Origin of the sequence: Ideonella sp. WA131b (assembly GCA_023657425.1) — a bacterium.
GTDB lineage: Bacteria > Pseudomonadota > Gammaproteobacteria > Burkholderiales > Burkholderiaceae_C > Rubrivivax.
This window is the reverse complement of record JAGTJW010000001.1, coordinates 534,526-550,988: the sequence shown is the minus strand read 5'-3', so window position 1 is coordinate 550,988 and position 16,463 is coordinate 534,526. Positions and strand designations below refer to the sequence as shown.

Below are 16,463 nucleotides of genomic sequence, written 5' to 3'. Positions count from 1 at the left end.
GCGGGTTCCGCTGCGGCCACTCCACCCGTGACCATCGCCGTCCTGCACGACCTGCCCATGCCCGCCCGCCTGGCGCCCTGGCCACGCGCCCGGCCGACCACGCTCGTGCGTTGCCTGTGGCTGGCCGTGCTGCTGCACCTGTGGGCGCTGCTCTCGCTGGGCAGTGCGCCGCAGGGCACGGCGCTGCCGGGACAGGGGGTGCAAGGGCGGCTGAACGTCACGCTGCGCGGACCCGCCGACGAAGGCCCGTCCGCCCTGCCGCCGCAGGCGCCCCTGCCGCAGGCCGGGCCGACGGCCGCCGACGCCCCGACCCGCCTGGGCGGCGCCGTTCGCGACTCGCCGCTGCCGGCCGGCAGCCCACCCGGTGCCGCGCGCCTGGGCCCGCCACCGGCCGCCGCTTGGCCGCCCGCGCCCGCTGCCGTTGCCACGCCGAAGTCGGCGTCACCGCCGCCGGCCCTGGCGCAGCGGGTGCAGCAGGCGCTGCTGCCGGCCGAGCCGACGCCGGAGCCGATGCCCGAGCCGATGCCCGAGCCGATGCCCGAGGGGCGACTGGACGCGGGCAGCCTGCGGCCTGTGCGCCCGGCCCCTGCGGCGCCGCTGGCTGCGCCGGCTCCCGTGGCGCTGCCGGCGCCGCTGCCGTCGGCCCTGCCGAGTCTGGCCGCCGGTCCTTCGGCTGCTGGTCCTTCGGCTGCCGAGTCACCCGCTGCAGCAGCTGCGACCGCCGCAACCTCCGCCCTGCCCACCGACACCGGCCCGCGCCTGGGCGCCGACGTGGCGGTGCCGGCCACGGCGGCCAGTGCGCCCAGGGCGCTCAAGCTCGAGCTCGGCCGGCTGCGCGGCGGCGAGCTGTCGCGCCACGGCACCGCCGGGATGCTGCCGGTGCTGCCGCGTCCACCCGAAACCGACAAGCTGGCTGCAGAGATCGAGAAGGCGGCCCGCACTGACTGCCGCACCGCACACGCCGGTGCAGGGGTCCTGGCCGTCGTGCCGCTGGTCGTCGATGCCGTCCGGGGCAAGGGGTGCAAGTGGTGAACGCCCCCCCGGCCCCGCGGCTGCCCCGGGGTGCCGCCGGGGTGGGCCGTGCCGTGTGCCGGCCCTTGGCCGCTACAACACCAGCAGGGCGCGGAAGTCGTTGACGTTCGTGAACGTGGGCCCGGGCACGACGAGATCGCCCATCGCTGCGAAGAAGGGCTGGCTGTCGTGCCGGTCCAGCATCGCCGCTGCGTCCAGCCCGGCGGCGCGCGCGCGGGCCAGCGTGTCGGGTGTGACGATGGCGCCCGCGTTGGCCTCGACGCCATCGATGCCGTCGGTGTCGGCAGCCAGCACCCACACACGCGGCTGGCCCTGCAGCGCCAGTGCGCAGCCCAGCAGGAACTCGCCCGCCCGGCCACCACGACCTTGCTTGCTGCGCACGGTGACCGTGGTCTCGCCGCCCGACAGCACGACGCAGGGCGCCGCGAACGGCTGGCCGCGCCGCGCCACCGCGCGCGCCAGTGCGGCGTGCACCTGGCCGACGACGCGGCTCTCGCCCTCGATCTCGTCGGAGAGGATGTGCGCCGCCAGTCCCCAGGAGCGCGCCCGTGCCGCGGCGGCCTCCAGGCTTTGCTGCGGTGTGGCGAACACCTGGACCTCGTCGCGTGCGAAGGCGGCCAGGCCGGGCTTGGGCGTCTCGTACGAGCCGCTTTCCAGCCCGGCCCGGGCGGCCGGCGGCAACGGGATGCCGTAGCGTTCGCAGATGGCCAGCGCATCGGCGCAGGTGCTGGCGTCGGGCAGCGTCGGCCCGCTGGCGATGACGCCGGGCTCGTCGCCGGGCACGTCGGAGATCAGCAGCGTCACCACGCGCGCCGGGTGGGCCAGCGCCGCGAGTCGCCCGCCCTTGATGGCACTGAGGTGCTTGCGCACCGTGTTCATCTCGTCGATGGCCGCACCGCTCTTGAGCAGCGCCTGGTTGACGGCCTGCTTGTCGGCCAGCGTCAGGCCGGGTGCGGGCATGGTCAGCAGCGACGAGCCGCCGCCGGAGACGAGCGCGATCACCAGGTCGTCGGCCGTCAGTCCCTGCACCCGCTCGGCGATTCGGCGCGTGGCTGCCAGGCCCGCCTCGTCGGGCACCGGGTGCGCGGCCTCCACCACCTCGATGCGGCCGGGCCGGGCGCGGTAGCCCGGCGGCACGTGCGCATAGCGCGTGATCACCAGGCCCGAGACCGGTGCGTCGGCCGGCCACAGCGCATCGAGCGCCTCGGCCATGGCCCCGCCGGCCTTGCCGGCGCCCACCACGACGGTGCGGCCGCGCGCCGGTGGCGCCGGCAGCACCGCGCCCATGCTGCGCAGCGGCAGCGCGCGGGCCACGGCGGTGTCGTACAGCGCGCGCAGCAAGTCGCGTGGCGCCGGCATGGTCATGGCCGGTCCTTGCTCGGCGCCGGGTGCGTGGGGTCGACCCAGGGCACGTCCTGCGGGGGCTCCACCGGCTCGATCTCCAGGTTCACGGCCACCGCCTCGCCGTCGGAGCGGCACAGCACGCACTCCAGCGTCTCGGTGGCGCTGGCGTTGATCTCCTGGTGCGGCACGAAAGGCGGCACGTAGATGAAGTCGCCCGGTCCGGCTTCGGCGGTGAACTCCAGCCGCTCGCCCCAGCGCATGCGCGCCCGGCCCTTGACGACGTAGATCACGCTCTCCAAGGGTCCGTGGTGGTGCGCGCCGGTCTTGGCGCCGGCATGAATGTGCACCGTGCCGGCCCACAGCTTGCGGGCCCCGACGCGCGCGAAGTTGATCGCCGCCTGGCGGTCCATGCCCGGGGTCTGGGCGGTGTTCGGGTCGAGCTGGTGCGCGGGGACGACGCGGACGCCGTCGTGCTTCCAGCGCGGGTCGGTGGGGTCGGTCATGGTCGGGTGCGGCCTCTGTGGCGCGTCAGGGCACAAGGTAGTCGGCAGCCAGGCCTTGCAGGTGGGCGCGGCTCGCCTCGTCCAGATGCGGCAGCAGCAGCGCCAGCGCGTGATAGCCGCCGCGGCCCATCGCGGCGGCGGCGGCCTCGGGTTCCAGCGCGCGGCGCGGGTCGCGCACGTACTCGAAGCTCAGCCAGTAGGTCACCACCACCACCATGCTGGTGGCTGTGGGCGCCGCCTGCTCGCCGGTGATCCGCACGGCGCCGGCACGCGCCAAGCCATCGAGCAGCGCGTGCATGGCCGTCTGCTTGTTCTTGAGCACGAACTGGAAGTGCGTCTCCAGCCGGCGGTTCTTGCTGAGCAGATCGTTGAGGTCGCGGTAGAGGAAACGGTAGTCCCAGATCAGCTCGAAGAGCATGTGGAGAAAGAGCCAGGCGTCCTCGACATGCTCCACGTTGTCGGCGGCATGCAGGATCTCCGTCAGCGCGCGCTCGTAACGCTCGAACAGGGCGTTGATGAGCTCGTCTTTCGCCGGGTAGTGGTAGTACAGGTTGCCGGGGCTGATGCCCATCTCGGCGCTGATCAGCGTGGTGCTGACGTTGGGTTCACCGAAGCGGTTGAACAGGTCCAGCGTCACCTCGAGGATGCGCTCGGCGGTGCGGCGGGGCTTCTTTGGGGGTTGCGCCATGGCGGGCCCATTCTGGCGCCGGCAGGAATCGGCCGGGCTGCCTAGAATCCCGCCCCTTCCCATGCCACGCATGCCCCATCCCGCCGTCCGCCACCCTGCCGTCCGTTTCAACCAGGTCCACAAGCTCTACCAGGGCGCGCGCGGCATGTTCAAGGCGCTCGACGGCGTGAGCTTCGACATCGAGCCCGGCGAGTTCTTCGGCCTGCTGGGCCCCAACGGCGCCGGCAAGACCACGCTCATCTCCATCCTGGCGGGCCTGACCCGCGCCACCTCGGGCCATGTCAGCGTGATGGGCCACGACGTCGTGGCCGACTACGCCGAGGCGCGCCGCTGCCTGGGCATCGTGCCGCAGGAGCTGGTGTTCGACCCCTTCTTCAGCGTGCGCGAGACGCTGCGCATCCAGAGTGGCTACTTCGGCGTTCGGAACAACGACGCCTGGATCGACGAACTGCTCGGCTCACTGGGCCTGGCCGACAAGGCCGCCGCCAACATGCGCCAACTCTCCGGCGGCATGAAGCGCCGCGTGCTGGTGGCGCAGGCGCTGGTGCACAAGCCGCCGGTGATCGTGCTCGACGAGCCCACGGCGGGCGTTGACGTGGAACTGCGGCAGACGCTGTGGCAGTTCGTCTCGCGCCTCAACCGCGAGGGCCACACCGTGCTGCTGACCACGCACTACCTGGAGGAAGCCGAGGCGCTTTGCGGCCGCATCGGCATGCTCAAGCAAGGCCGCCTGGTGGCGCTGGACCGCACGAGCGCGCTGCTCTCGGGGCGTGCCGGAACCATGCTGCGCTTCAAGACGGATTCCGTGCTGCCGCCCGAGGTGGCCGCGCAGGCGCGTGTCACGGGCCGCATCGCGCAGGTGAAGGCGCACGACGCGGCGGGCGTGGAGCAGGTGCTGGCGCGGCTGCGCGCTGCCGGCGTCAAGATCGAAGACCTGGAGATCGGGCGGGCGGATCTGGAGGACGTGTTCCTCGAGATCATGCAAGGTGGCGTGCAGCCGGAGGCCAACCCGTGAGCCACGGCCCGTTCCAAGGCGCGATGCCGCTGTTCCGCAAGGAGGTGTTGCGCTTCTGGAAGGTGGCCTTCCAGACCGTGGCCGCGCCGGTGCTGACGGCGGTGCTCTACCTGCTGATCTTCGGCCACGTGCTCGACGAGCATGTCGAGGCCTTCCCGGGCGTCGGCTACACCAGCTTCCTGATCCCGGGCCTGGTGATGATGAGCGTGTTGCAGAACGCCTTTGCCAACAGTTCGAGCTCGCTGATCCAGAGCAAGATCACCGGCAACCTGGTGTTCCTGCTGGTGACGCCGTTGTCGCACTGGGCCTGGTTCGTGGCCTACGTGGGGGCCAGCGCGGTGCGCGGCATGGTCGTGGGGTTGGGCGTGCTGCTCGTGACCGCGTGGTTCGCGCCGCTGCAATTGGCCGAGCCGTGGTGGATCGTCGTGTTCGCCGCTTTGGGCGCGGGCATGCTGGGCGCCCTGGGCCTGATCGCCGGCCTGTGGGCGGAGAAGTTCGACCAGATGGCGGCCTTCCAGAACTTCGTCATCATGCCGATGACCTTCCTCTCCGGGGTCTTCTACTCGGTGCACTCGCTGCCCGGAGTCTGGCAGGCGGTGAGCCATCTGAACCCCTTCTTCTACATGATCGACGGCTTCCGCCGCGGCTTCTTCGGCGTGAGCGACAGCTCGCCCTGGCTGAGCCTGGCAGTGGTGGGCACGAGCTTCGTGGTCGTGAGTGCGATCGCCCTGCGCCTCTTGGCCATCGGCTACAAGATCAGGCACTGAAACCACGCCACAATCCCGACCCATGGCCGACCCGACCCCCGACGAGGTGCGCGACTACATCGCGGCCGCGCTGTCCTGCACCGTGCTGCAGGTGGAGGGCGACGGCCGCCACTTCTTCGCCACCATCGTCTCCACCGAGTTCGAGGGCCAAAGCCGTGTGCGCCGCCACCAGCGGGTGTACGCCGCCCTGGGCGATAGAATGCGCGAGCAGATCCACGCGCTGTCGATGAAGACCCTCACGCCCGCTGAACACGCCGCCGCCCCCGCGGATGGCGTCGTCGCGGCGCCGTCGTCGACGCACCACCACCACCACCACCACTAGCCCCTCGCGGCGCGCCGCGGGGGCAGCCCGCGTGCCGCCGGTGGTCGTGAGACGGGGGTGCGTGAAGCCGGTGCCCCCACGAGCGTGCCCCACCAGCCGCCCATGATCACCCTCGCCCTGTCCAAAGGCCGCATCTTCGACGACACCCTGCCGCTGCTGCGCGCGGCCGGCATCGAGGTCACGGAAGACGCCGAACGGAGCCGCAAGCTCATCCTCGCCACCACCCGCCCCGATGTGCGGGTGGTGCTGGTGCGCGCCTCCGACGTGCCCACCTACGTGCGCCACGGCGGTGCCGACCTGGGCGTGGCGGGCCTGGACGTGCTGCTCGAAGACGAGGCCGAGCACGATGCCGCCGGCACGCTGTACAAGCCGCTGGACCTGAACATCGCCCGCTGCCGCCTGAGCGTGGCCACGCGGGCCGATGTCGACTGGGCCGGCACCGTGCGCCAGGGCGCGCGCATCGCCGTGGCCACCAAATACACCCACCTGGCGCGCCAGCACTTCGCGGCCAAGGGCATGCACGTCGACCTCATCAAGCTCTACGGCTCGATGGAGCTGGCGCCGCTCACCGGGCTGGCCGACGCCATCGTCGACCTCGTCTCCACCGGCGGCACGCTGAAGGCCAACCAGCTGCTCGAGGTCGAGAAGATCATGGACATCTCGGCACGGCTGGTCGTCAACCCGGCCTCGCTCAAGCTCAAGCGCGAGCCTCTGCGGCAGCTGATCGACGCGTTCGAGGCGGCCGTGGGAGCGTCGGCATGACCGCGCGCGTGAACATGCGCCGCCTCGCCACGGCCGACGCCGGCTTCGAGGCCGAGCTCCAGCGCGTGCTGCAGTGGAGCGCCGAGACCGACGCCGCCATCGAGGGCCGCGTGGCGCAGATCATCGACGACGTGCGCGCGCGCGGCGACGCGGCGGTGCTGGAGCTCACCGCGCGCTTCGACGGCGTGCGGGCGGATTCGGTGGCCGCGCTGGAGATCGGCCGCGATGAACTGCAGGCCGCGCTCGGGGCCATCACGCCTGCGCAGCGCCGCGCGCTGCAGGCCGCCGCTGAGCGCGTGCGCGACTACCACCAGCGCCAGCTCGAGGCCTCCAGCCGCAGCTGGCAGTACCGCGACGCCGACGGCACGCTGCTGGGCCAGAAGGTCACGCCGCTGGACCGCGTGGGCATCTACGTGCCGGGGGGCAAGGCGGCCTACCCAAGCAGCGTGCTGATGAATGCCATCCCGGCGCAGGTGGCGGGCGTGGGCGAGATCGTGATGGTGGTGCCGACGCCCGTCCGTGCCGAAGGCGCGGACCCGACGTCCGCGCGTGCCGAAGGCGCGGACCCGACGTCCGCGCGGGGGGAGCGGGGGGAGCGCAACGCGCTGGTGCTGGCTGCCGCCGCGGTGGCTGGCGTGCACCGCGTCTTCACCATCGGCGGCGCCCAGGCCGTGGCCGCCCTGGCCTACGGCACGGCCACCGTGCCGCGCGTGGACAAGATCACCGGCCCCGGCAACGCCTATGTGGCCAGCGCCAAGCGCCGCGTCTTCGGCCAGGTGGGCATCGACATGATCGCCGGGCCCAGCGAGATCCTGGTGCTGGCCGACGGCACGACGCCCCCCGACTGGGTGGCGATGGACCTCTTCAGCCAGGCCGAGCACGACGAGCTGGCGCAGAGCATCCTGCTCTGCCCGGACGCCGCCTACATCGCCGCCGTGCACGAGGCGATCGAGCGGCTGATGCCCGGCCTGCCGCGCGCGGCCGTCATCCGGGCCAGTCTTGAGGGCCGCGGCGCGCTGATTCACACGCGCTCGATGGACGAGGCCTGCGCCATCAGCAACCGCATCGCGCCCGAGCACCTGGAGGTGTCCAGCGCCGAGCCGCAGCGCTGGGAGCCGCTGCTCCGGCACGCCGGAGCCATCTTTTTGGGTGCGTTCACGTCCGAGAGCCTGGGCGACTACTGCGCCGGCCCCAACCATGTGCTGCCCACCAGCGGCACTTCGCGCTTCTCGTCGCCGCTGGGCGTGTACGACTTCGTCAAGCGCAGCAGCCTGATCGAGGTCAGCGAGGCCGGCGCGCAGGTGCTGGGCCCCATCGCCGCCGAGCTGGCGTACGGTGAAGGGTTGCAGGCCCACGCCCGCGCGGCGGAGATGAGGTTGCGCGCCGACGCTGCCTTGCCGGCACCCTCCCCCGTGGCCTTCGACGTGCGCCCGGTCGCCAGGGCCAACCACGAAGCCGTGCTCAAGCTCCAGGTGGCCGCCGGCCAGCGCCACCTGGTGGCGCCGCCCGAGCGCTCGCTGGCCCAGGTGGCCTACGAGCCGCGCGGCCGCGCGCTGGCGCTGTTCGACGGCGACACCGTGGTCGGCATGATGCTGCTCTACGACGCGCGGCAGGACGAGGACAAGCCCGCCAACCAGCTCTGCGTGTGGCGCCTGATGGTCGACGCGCGCTTCCAGCAACGCGGTTACGGTCGCCTGGCCATGCAGTGGGTGGTGGAGGAGGCACGCCGCGGCGGCTACGCCGAGGTCGGCCTGAGCCACGTCGACAAGCCCGGCCATGCCGGCGGCTTCTACGAGAAGTTGGGCTTCGCCTACACCGGCGAGGTCGACGACGGCGAGCGCAAGATGCGGCTCTGCCTGGAGGGCCTGTGATGACGACGCTTCAAGACCGCATCGCCGCCACGCTGCGCGCCGACGTGGCCGGCATGCACGCCTACGCCATCCAGCCGAGCGACGGGCTCATCAAGCTCGACGCGATGGAGAACCCCTACAGCCTGCCGCCCGATCTGCGGGTTGAGCTTGGAGATCGCCTCGCCCGCGCCGCCATCAACCGTTACCCGCAGGCCAGCGTGGCCGCGCTGTCTGGGGAGCTCGCGGCCCACGTCGGCTTGCCAGCGGGCTGCCGGCTGATGCTGGGCAACGGCTCGGACGAGTTGATCGACCTGCTCGCGGTGGCTTGCGACCAGCCCGGCGCCACGATCCTGGCGCCGGTGCCGGGCTTCGTGATGTACGCGATGTCGGCGCAGCTGAAGGGCCTCAACTTCGTGGGCGTGGACCTCACGCCCGATTTCGAGCTCGACGAGGCTGCGATGCTCGCCGCCCTCAAGCGCCACCGCCCGGCCATCACCTACATCGCCTACCCCAACAACCCCACGGCCAACCTGTGGGACGACGCGGTCATCGACCGCATCGTCGCCACCGTGGGCGCGCAACAGGGTCTGGTGGTGTTCGACGAGGCCTACCAGCCCTTCGCGGCGCGCAGCCGGATGGCCAGCCTGGCCCAGCACGAACATGTGTTGGTGCTGCGCACGCTGTCGAAGTTCGGGCTTGCGGGCGTGCGGCTGGGCTACCTGTGCGGGCGGAAGGACCTGATCGACGCGATCGACAAAGTGCGCCCACCGTACAACGTGAGCGTGCTCAACGCCGAGTGCGCGCGCTTCGCGCTCGAACACGCTGGCGAGTACGCGCGCCAGGCGGGGCTGATCAAGGCCGAGCGCGAGCGGCTGCAAGCCGTGCTGGCCGGCATGCCGGGGCTGCGCGCCTACCCGAGCGAGGCCAACATGATTCTCGTGCGCGTGCCCGACTCGGCGCGCACCTTTGCCGACCTCAAGCAGCGTGGCGTGCTGGTCAAGCACGTCGCCGCGCTGCACCCGCTGCTGGCCAACTGCCTGCGCCTGACGGTGGGCACGCCCGCCGAGAACGACGCCCTGATCGCCGCCCTGAAGGAATCGCTGTGAACGCTCCCCGCACCGCCGACATCCGCCGCGACACCAAGGAAACCAGGATCCGCGTCGCGCTCGATCTCGACGGCAGCGGCCAGGCGCAGCTCGCCACCGGCATCGGCTTCTTCGACCACATGCTCGACCAGATCGCGCGCCACGGCCTGATCGACCTGACGATCGAGGCCGAGGGCGACCTCCACATCGACGGCCACCACACGGTGGAAGACGTCGGCATCACGCTGGGCATGGCGGTGGCACAGGCCGCCGGCAGCAAGGCCGGCATCACGCGCTATGGCCACAGCTACGTGCCGCTCGATGAAGCGCTGAGCCGCGTGGTGGTCGACTTCTCCGGTCGCCCCGGCCTGCACATGCACGTGCCGTTCAAGGCCGGCATGGTGGGCGGATTCGACACCCAGCTGGCCTACGAGTTCTTCCAGGGCTTCGCCAACCACGCGCTCGTCACGCTGCACATCGACAACCTCAAGGGCGAAAACGCGCACCACCAGTGCGAGACCGTGTTCAAGGCCTTCGCGCGCGCGCTGCGCATGGCGCTCACGCCCGATCCGCGCAGCGCCGGTGTCATCCCTTCCACCAAGGGCACCCTGTAAGGCCATGGCCAGCACCGTCGCCGTCGTCGACTACGGCATGGGCAACCTGCGTTCGGTGTCGCAGGCGGTCTTGCACGCCGCGGCAGGGCAGGGCGTCCAGGTTCTCATCACCCAGCGCCCCGACGAGGTGCGCGCCGCCGAGCGCGTGGTGCTGCCGGGGCAGGGGGCGATGCGCGACTGCATGCGCGAACTGGCCGACTCCGGACTGCGCGACGCCGTCCTCGAGGCCGCTGCGGCCAAGCCGCTGATGGGCGTGTGCGTGGGCATGCAGATGCTCCTCGACCACAGCGAGGAGCAGGACACCCCGGGCCTCGGCCTCGTGCCCGGCCGCGTGCGCCGCTTCCGCCTGGAAGGCCGCCTGCAACCCGACGGCAGCCGCTGCAAGGTGCCGCAGATGGGCTGGAACCGCGTGCTGCAGAAGCCGCACGCGCTGTGGCAGGGCGTGCCCGACGGCAGCTGGTTCTACTTCGTGCACAGCTACTACGCCGACCCCGTGAACCCGGTGCACACCGCGGGCGAGAGCGACTACGGCGACCGCTTTACCTGTGCCGTGGCGCGGGATAACATTTTTGCCACCCAGTTCCACCCCGAGAAGAGCGCGGCCCAGGGCCTGGCCCTGTACCGCAACTTCCTCCACTGGAAGCCCTGAGGATCCCTGCCCCCTGCCTGGTGCCCCTGTCACGTCGCGCTTTCGTATTCACGGGCACCCCATCCCCCCAAACTCCCGCTCACCCCGAGCCATGCTGCTGATCCCGGCCATCGACCTCAAGGACGGCAAGTGCGTCCGCCTGCAACAGGGCGACATGAACGTCGCCACCACCTTCGGCGAAGACCCGGCCGCGATGGCGCGCCGCTGGCTCCAGGCCGGGGCGCGACGGCTGCACCTGGTGGACCTCAACGGCGCCTTCGCCGGCAAGCCCGTGAACGAGGGTGCGGTGAAGGCCGTCCTGCGCGCCGTGGGCGACGAGATCCCCGTGCAGTTGGGCGGTGGCATCCGCGACCTCGACACCATCGAGCGTTTCCTCGACGACGGCCTGAGCTACGTGATCATCGGCACCGCCGCCGTCAAGAGCCCGGGCTTCCTCAAGGACGCCTGCAGCGCCTTCGGCGGCCACATCATCGTGGGCCTGGACGCGAAAGACGGCAAGGTCGCCACCGACGGCTGGAGCAAGCTCACCGGCCACGAGGTGATCGACCTCGCAAAGAAGTTCGAGGACTACGGCGTCGAGGCCGTGATCTACACCGACATCGGCCGCGACGGCATGCTCACCGGCATCAACATCGAGGCCACCGTCAAGCTGGCGCAGGCCCTCAGCATCCCCGTCATCGCCTCGGGCGGGCTGGCCGGCATCGCCGACATCGAACAGCTCTGCGCCGTCGAGAGCGAAGGCGTGGAAGGCGTGATCTGCGGTCGCAGCATCTACACCGGCGCGCTCGACTTCGCCGCGGCGCAGGCACGGGCCGACGAACTGGCGGCATCTTGACGCTCGCCAAGCGCATCATCCCCTGCCTGGACGTTGCCGGCGGCCGCGTCGTCAAGGGCGTCAACTTCATCGCGTTGCGCGACGCGGGCGATCCAGTGGAGATCGCCGCGCGCTACAACGAGCAGGGTGCCGACGAGCTGACCTTCCTCGACATCACCGCCACCTCGGACGACCGCGACCTCATCCTGCACATGATCGAAGCCGTGGCCTCGCAGGTGTTCATCCCGCTCACGGTGGGCGGCGGCGTGCGCACGGTGGCCGATGTCCGCCGCCTGCTCAACGCCGGGGCCGACAAGGTGAGTTTCAACTCCGCCGCCGTCGCCAACCCCGGTGTCATCCGCGAGGCCAGCGACAGGTACGGCGCGCAGTGCATCGTCGTGGCCATCGACGCCAAGGCACGGGCAGACCGGCTCGGCTGGGACGTCCACACCCACGGCGGCCGCCGCAACACCGGGCTGGACGCGGTGGACTGGGCGCGCCGCATGGCCGATCAGGGCGCGGGCGAGATCCTGCTCACCAGCATGGACCGCGATGGCACCAAGATCGGCTTCGACCTTGAACTCACCCGCGCGGTGGCCGATGCGGTGCCGGTGCCCGTGGTCGCCTCGGGCGGGGTCGGCGCGCTGGAGCACCTGGCCGAAGGCATCACGGTCGGCGGGGCCGACGCGGTGTTGGCCGCGAGCATCTTCCACTACGGCACCTACACGGTGGGCGAAGCCAAGGCGCTGATGGCCTCGCGCGGCATCCCGGTGCGGCTGTGAGCACCCCCCGTTCGGGCTGAGCTTGTCGAAGCCCTCGTCCCGAGCGCCTGGCGCACGCCCCGGCGAAGTGCGGCTGATCGGCGGCCGCTTCAAGCGCAGCAAGCTGCCGGTGCCCGACGCGCCCGGCCTGCGCCCCACGCCCGACCGTGTGCGGGAGACGCTGTTCAACTGGCTCGGGCAAGACCTCTCGGGCTGGCGCGTGCTCGACGCCTTTGCCGGCAGCGGGGCGCTGGGTTTCGAGGCGGCGTCTCGCGGGGCGGTGGCTGTCACGTTGCTGGAGAACGACGCGCGGCTGGTCAGCGGCCTGCAGGCGGTTCGGCAGCGGCTGGGCGCCGAGGCCGTGACGGTGTTGCGGGCCGACGCGCGGGCCTGGCTGGCGCGGGCGCCACAGGGTGGCTTCGAGCTGGTGCTGCTGGATCCGCCGTTCGACGCCGGCCTGGCCGCGCCGGCTTTGGCCGCGGCCGCGCCGCTGCTGGCCGAGCGCGGCTTCGTCTACCTGGAGACCGCGGCCACGGAGACGGCCCTGTCGCTGCCCGCGAGCCTGGAGCCGGTGCGCGAACTCAAGGCCGGCGCCGTGCTCGCCCGGCTGTTCCGCCGAGTGGGCTGACGCCTACACTGCGGCCGTCTTCACACCGCCTTGCCCGCCAGGAGGACCGCGTGACCGATTCCGCACACCACAAGGCCCCGCTCACCGCCGTCTACCCCGGCACCTTCGACCCCATGACACTGGGCCACGAAGACCTGATGCGCCGCGCCTCGTGCCTGTTTGACCGGCTCGTGCTGGCGGTGGCCGCCGGCCACCACAAGCGCACGATGTTCCCCATCGCCGAGCGGCTGGAGATGGCGCGCGAGATCGCCAGGCCCTACCCGAACATCGAGGTGATGGCCTTCAGCGGCCTCTTGAGCCATTTCGTGGCCGAGGTCGGCGGCAAGGTCGTGGTGCGGGGCCTGCGCGCCGTGAGTGACTTCGAATACGAGTTCCAGATGGCTGGCATGAACCGGCAGTTGATGCCGGAGGTCGAGACCGTGTTCATGACGCCGGGCGACCACTACCAGTTCGTCAGCGGCACCTTTGTCCGCGAGATCGCCAGTCTCGGCGGTGATGTCTCCAAGTTCGTGGCACCCTTGGTTCTGGCGCGCTTGTCTGAGCGTGTCCGTGTCAGCCCAACCGAAAGCTGAAGCCCGCCATGGCACTCTGGATCACCGAGGAATGCATCAACTGCGACGTCTGCGAGCCCGAGTGCCCCAACGAGGCCATCTCGCTGGGCGAGGTGATCTACGAGATCGACCCGCACAAGTGCACCGAGTGCGTGGGCCACTTCGACGAGCCGCAGTGCGTGCAGGTCTGCCCGGTGGCCTGCATCCCGGTCAATCCGGCTTTTGTCGAGTCGAAGGACCTGTTGAGGGCAAAGTACCTGCGGCTTCATCCTGGTTCCGCGGATGCTTCTTCCGCAGCGGCGGTTTCTTCGACGGGCTGAGTTCTGTCTTGGGGTGGGGGATGCCGGCGGCCCGCGCCGTCGGTTGCGCGTCGCGCTGACGCCGCTCGGCGGTCAGCTGCCGGGCCAGCGCCTGCTCGCGCGCCGCGATGCGTGCGGCCTCCGCCGCCGCGGTGCTTGGCCGCTCGGGCGCGGCTTCCACGGCGCGCCCGCCGCGACAAGGCTCGCCCTGGTAGACCACGCGGCCGGCGTCGTCGCAGCGCCAGACCGATTGCGCGTGGGCCAAGTTGCTGCTGCACAGCAGACAAACGACGAAGATGCGGGGCGCGTTCATGGCCGGGGCTCGCCTTCAGGCGGATCCCTGCGCGGCGGCTTCGGCCGCGGCGGCTGGGCATGCACGATCTGCAGCGCCCGGTCCATCAGGCCGGCGAGCATCGCATCCACGGCCTTCAGCGACTGCTCCGAGGCCTTGGCGATGGCCTCGCGGTGCTCGGCCGACGGCTTCTTGAGAACGTAGTTCGGCACCTCGGCCTTCACCCCCGGGTGGCCGATGCCCAGGCGCAGGCGCCAGAAGTCCTGCGTGCCGAGCTGGCCGTGGATGTCCTTCAGCCCGTTGTGGCCGGCCGCGCTGCCGCCGAGCTTGAGTTTGGCTTGGCCGGGCAGCAGGTCAAGCTCGTCGTGCACCACCAGGATCTGCCCCGGCGCGACCTTGAAGAAGCGGGCCAGGCCCGCCACCGAGATGCCGGAGCGGTTCATGTAGGTCATCGGCTCCAGCAACCAAACCGGGCCCTCGACGCCGGGCCGGGCCACCCGCGCCACCAGACCCTGGTAGGCGCGCTCGGGCACGAGGCGGGCCCCCCACTGCGCCGCCAGCGCGTCCACCCACCAGAAGCCGGCGTTGTGGCGTGTGGCCTCGTACTCGCTGCCGGGGTTGCCCAGGCCGACGAAGAGTCGAATCATGCGAAGGATTATTGGGGCCGGCCGGGCACGAAAAAGCCCCACCGCGGTGGGGCTTGGCGAGTGACACCCGGCCGGCGACCGGTGTGAGCGCCCGCGCTACTTCTTGTTCTGCTTCTCGTCCTTCTTCTTGGGCGCCGCTTTGCCCTTCTCGGCGGCCACCACCGGGGTCGGTGCGACTTCCTCTTCGACCTTGGGCACGGTGACGCTGACGATCACCGGGTTGAGCGTGCCGCGACGCACGGCCTTGATGCCCTCGGGCAGCTTCAGGTCGCTGGCGTGCAGGCTCTGGTTCTTCGCCAGGCCCGAGAGGTCGATGGTCACGAACTCCGGCAGCTTGGCGGCCAGGCACTCGATCTCGAGTTCCACCGCCACGTGGTTGACCAGGCACTTGTCGGTCTTCACCGCGGGCGAGTTTTCTTCGCCGCTGAAGTGCAGCGGGACCTTCTTGCGCAGGCGCGTGGTCTCGTCGACGCGCTGGAAGTCCACGTGCAGCACCTGGGGCTTGTAGGCGTGCATCTGGAAGTCGCGCAGCAGCACTTTCTGGATGGCCCCGCCCAGCTCCATCTCGAGGATGGACGAGTGGAAGGCTTCTTTCTTGAGGGCGAAGAACAGCGCGTTGTGATCGAGCTCGATCGTCTGCGGCGTGCCGGCACCGTAGACGATGCCCGGCACCTTGGCGGCGTGCCGCAGGCGGCGGCTCGCTCCGGTCCCCTGCTGCGTACGCTCGTAGGCGGTGAATTTCATGATGACTCCAAGAGTGGATGGGCGGCCCGCGACCAGACCGCCCGGAGAACCCGCCGCGCCGGATTGCGCCGCGGGACGCTGCACGGATCAGAAGTTGTTGTTCTGCTCCGCGAACAGGGAGGTGACCGACTCGCCGTCCGAGATGCGGCGGATGCTCTCGGCAAACAGGAAGGCCACGCTGAGCTGGCGGATCTTGGGACAGGCCTTGGCCGCGTCGGACAGCGGGATGGTGTTGGTGATGACGACTTCGTCGAGCGCGCTTTTGGAGATGCGCTCCACGGCCGGGCCGCTGAACACCGGGTGCGTACAGTAGGCGAACACGCTCTTGGCGCCGCGCTCCTTGAGCACCTCGGCCGCCTTCACGAGCGTGCCGGCGGTATCGATCATGTCGTCCATGATCACGCAGTTGCGGCCCTCGATCTCACCGATGACGTGCATCACCTCCGACACGTTGGCGGCCGGGCGGCGCTTGTCGATGATGGCGAGATCACACCCCAGCTGCTTGGCCAGCGCGCGCGCACGCACCACGCCGCCGACATCGGGCGACACCACCACCAGGTTGGGATAGCGTTTGCTCTTCAGGTCGGACAGCAGCACCGGGCTGGCGTAGATGTTGTCGACCGGGATGTCGAAGAAGCCCTGGATCTGGTCGGCGTGCAGGTCCATCGTGAGCACGCGCTCCACGCCCACCGTCTCGAGCATGTTGGCCACCACCTTGGCGCTGATGGGCACACGCATGCTGCGCGGCCGGCGGTCCTGCCGGGCGTAACCGAAGTAAGGAATCACGGCCGTGATGCGGCGCGCACTGGCGCGCTTGAGCGCATCGACCATGAACGCCAGCTCCATGAGGTGGTCGTTCGTGGGGGCGCAGGTGGGCTGGATCACGAAGACGTCCCGGGCGCGGACGTTCTGGCGGATCTCGACGGTGACCTCGCCGTCGGAGAAGCGGCCGACGTCGGCGCTGCCCAGGTCGACGCCCAGTGCACTGGCGATCTCGGCCGCCAGCACCGGATTGGCGCGGCCGGTGAAGAGGACGGTGTTGAACAGCAAGGTCGGGCTCGCGGAGGTGGGCTGGGCGGCGGGCGGCACCTCGTCA

General features: G+C 70.9%; 21 protein-coding genes. 14 read left to right on the top strand and 7 right to left on the bottom strand.

Annotated elements, in window-relative coordinates:
• Positions 1-27: 27 nt before the first annotated feature.
• Positions 28-1,032 (top strand): hypothetical protein, encoded by a 1,005-nt coding sequence (locus tag KA711_02635; GenBank protein ID MCM0607880.1) that lies wholly within the window; start codon positions 28-30, stop codon positions 1,030-1,032.
• 72 nt (positions 1,033-1,104) lie between these two features.
• Here the strand turns inward: KA711_02635 and KA711_02630 are convergent, their stop codons facing one another.
• The 3 genes from KA711_02630 to KA711_02620 are packed head-to-tail and all read right to left on the bottom strand — an operon-like array spanning position 1,105 to position 3,567.
• Positions 1,105-2,397, bottom strand: a complete 1,293-nt coding sequence (locus KA711_02630; protein MCM0607879.1) for a glycerate kinase — start codon at positions 2,395-2,397, stop codon at positions 1,105-1,107.
• A complete protein-coding gene (locus tag KA711_02625) occupies positions 2,394-2,879 on the bottom strand; it encodes a cupin domain-containing protein (protein MCM0607878.1) in 486 nt (161 codons plus the stop codon). Before KA711_02625 ends, KA711_02630 begins: the two co-directional genes overlap by 4 nt.
• A 25-nt stretch (positions 2,880-2,904) precedes the next feature.
• Positions 2,905-3,567, bottom strand: a complete 663-nt coding sequence (locus KA711_02620) for a TetR/AcrR family transcriptional regulator (GenBank protein ID MCM0607877.1) — start codon at positions 3,565-3,567, stop codon at positions 2,905-2,907.
• Positions 3,568-3,637: 70 nt separating this feature from the next.
• Between KA711_02620 and KA711_02615 the strand changes: the two genes are divergently transcribed.
• The 13 genes from KA711_02615 (at position 3,638) to KA711_02555 (ending at position 13,705) form a co-directional block, all read left to right on the top strand.
• On the top strand, positions 3,638-4,582 hold the full coding sequence (locus KA711_02615) for an ABC transporter ATP-binding protein (GenBank protein ID MCM0607876.1): 945 nt from the start codon (positions 3,638-3,640) through the stop codon (positions 4,580-4,582).
• Between the two features lie 23 nt (positions 4,583-4,605).
• A complete protein-coding gene (locus KA711_02610; GenBank protein ID MCM0607875.1) occupies positions 4,606-5,349 on the top strand; it encodes an ABC transporter permease in 744 nt (247 codons plus the stop codon).
• 22 nt (positions 5,350-5,371) lie between these two features.
• A complete protein-coding gene (locus KA711_02605) occupies positions 5,372-5,671 on the top strand; it encodes a BolA family transcriptional regulator (protein ID MCM0607874.1) in 300 nt (99 codons plus the stop codon).
• 102 nt (positions 5,672-5,773) lie between these two features.
• Positions 5,774-6,433 carry an ATP phosphoribosyltransferase gene (locus KA711_02600; GenBank protein MCM0607873.1) on the top strand — a complete coding sequence of 220 codons (660 nt, stop codon included), beginning with the start codon at positions 5,774-5,776 and terminating at the stop codon, positions 6,431-6,433.
• Complete coding sequence (gene hisD / locus KA711_02595) at positions 6,430-8,304, top strand: histidinol dehydrogenase (GenBank protein ID MCM0607872.1); 1,875 nt, start codon at positions 6,430-6,432, stop codon at positions 8,302-8,304. The genes KA711_02600 and hisD overlap by 4 nt, the downstream gene beginning before the upstream one ends.
• Entirely contained in the window at positions 8,304-9,389 is a 1,086-nt protein-coding gene (locus tag KA711_02590) for a histidinol-phosphate transaminase (protein MCM0607871.1), read from the top strand. Before hisD ends, KA711_02590 begins: the two co-directional genes overlap by 1 nt.
• Positions 9,380-9,982, top strand: coding sequence for an imidazoleglycerol-phosphate dehydratase HisB (gene hisB / locus KA711_02585; GenBank protein MCM0607870.1), 603 nt, complete (start codon positions 9,380-9,382; stop codon positions 9,980-9,982). Before KA711_02590 ends, hisB begins: the two co-directional genes overlap by 10 nt.
• 4 nt (positions 9,983-9,986) lie before the next feature.
• Positions 9,987-10,631: an imidazole glycerol phosphate synthase subunit HisH gene (hisH, locus tag KA711_02580; GenBank protein MCM0607869.1), complete on the top strand. Its 645-nt coding sequence runs from the start codon at positions 9,987-9,989 to the stop codon at positions 10,629-10,631.
• A 91-nt stretch (positions 10,632-10,722) separates the two neighbouring features.
• Entirely contained in the window at positions 10,723-11,466 is a 744-nt protein-coding gene (gene hisA / locus KA711_02575; protein ID MCM0607868.1) for a 1-(5-phosphoribosyl)-5-[(5-phosphoribosylamino)methylideneamino]imidazole-4-carboxamide isomerase, read from the top strand.
• Positions 11,463-12,227: an imidazole glycerol phosphate synthase subunit HisF gene (hisF, locus tag KA711_02570; protein ID MCM0607867.1), complete on the top strand. Its 765-nt coding sequence runs from the start codon at positions 11,463-11,465 to the stop codon at positions 12,225-12,227. Before hisA ends, hisF begins: the two co-directional genes overlap by 4 nt.
• A 16-nt stretch (positions 12,228-12,243) precedes the next feature.
• Positions 12,244-12,834, top strand: coding sequence for a 16S rRNA (guanine(966)-N(2))-methyltransferase RsmD (gene rsmD, locus KA711_02565; GenBank protein MCM0607866.1), 591 nt, complete (start codon positions 12,244-12,246; stop codon positions 12,832-12,834).
• A 113-nt stretch (positions 12,835-12,947) separates the two neighbouring features.
• A complete protein-coding gene (gene coaD / locus KA711_02560; protein MCM0607865.1) occupies positions 12,948-13,406 on the top strand; it encodes a pantetheine-phosphate adenylyltransferase in 459 nt (152 codons plus the stop codon).
• Between the two features lie 8 nt (positions 13,407-13,414).
• The gene (locus KA711_02555; protein ID MCM0607864.1) at positions 13,415-13,705 is read left to right on the top strand and encodes a YfhL family 4Fe-4S dicluster ferredoxin; all 291 of its coding nucleotides are present in this window, start codon (positions 13,415-13,417) and stop codon (positions 13,703-13,705) included.
• On the opposite strand, the gene KA711_02550 is transcribed toward KA711_02555, so the two are convergent.
• From KA711_02550 to KA711_02535, 4 genes are all read right to left on the bottom strand, one after another.
• A complete protein-coding gene (locus KA711_02550; protein MCM0607863.1) occupies positions 13,596-13,997 on the bottom strand; it encodes a DUF4124 domain-containing protein in 402 nt (133 codons plus the stop codon). The genes KA711_02555 and KA711_02550 overlap by 110 nt on opposite strands.
• Positions 13,994-14,623, bottom strand: coding sequence for an aminoacyl-tRNA hydrolase (gene pth, locus KA711_02545; protein ID MCM0607862.1), 630 nt, complete (start codon positions 14,621-14,623; stop codon positions 13,994-13,996). The genes KA711_02550 and pth overlap by 4 nt, the downstream gene beginning before the upstream one ends.
• A gap of 96 nt (positions 14,624-14,719) precedes the next feature.
• Positions 14,720-15,367 (bottom strand): 50S ribosomal protein L25/general stress protein Ctc, encoded by a 648-nt coding sequence (locus KA711_02540; GenBank protein ID MCM0607861.1) that lies wholly within the window; start codon positions 15,365-15,367, stop codon positions 14,720-14,722.
• Positions 15,368-15,454: 87 nt separating this feature from the next.
• Positions 15,455-16,414: a ribose-phosphate pyrophosphokinase gene (locus KA711_02535; GenBank protein MCM0607860.1), complete on the bottom strand. Its 960-nt coding sequence runs from the start codon at positions 16,412-16,414 to the stop codon at positions 15,455-15,457.
• Positions 16,415-16,463: the final 49 nt, after the last annotated feature.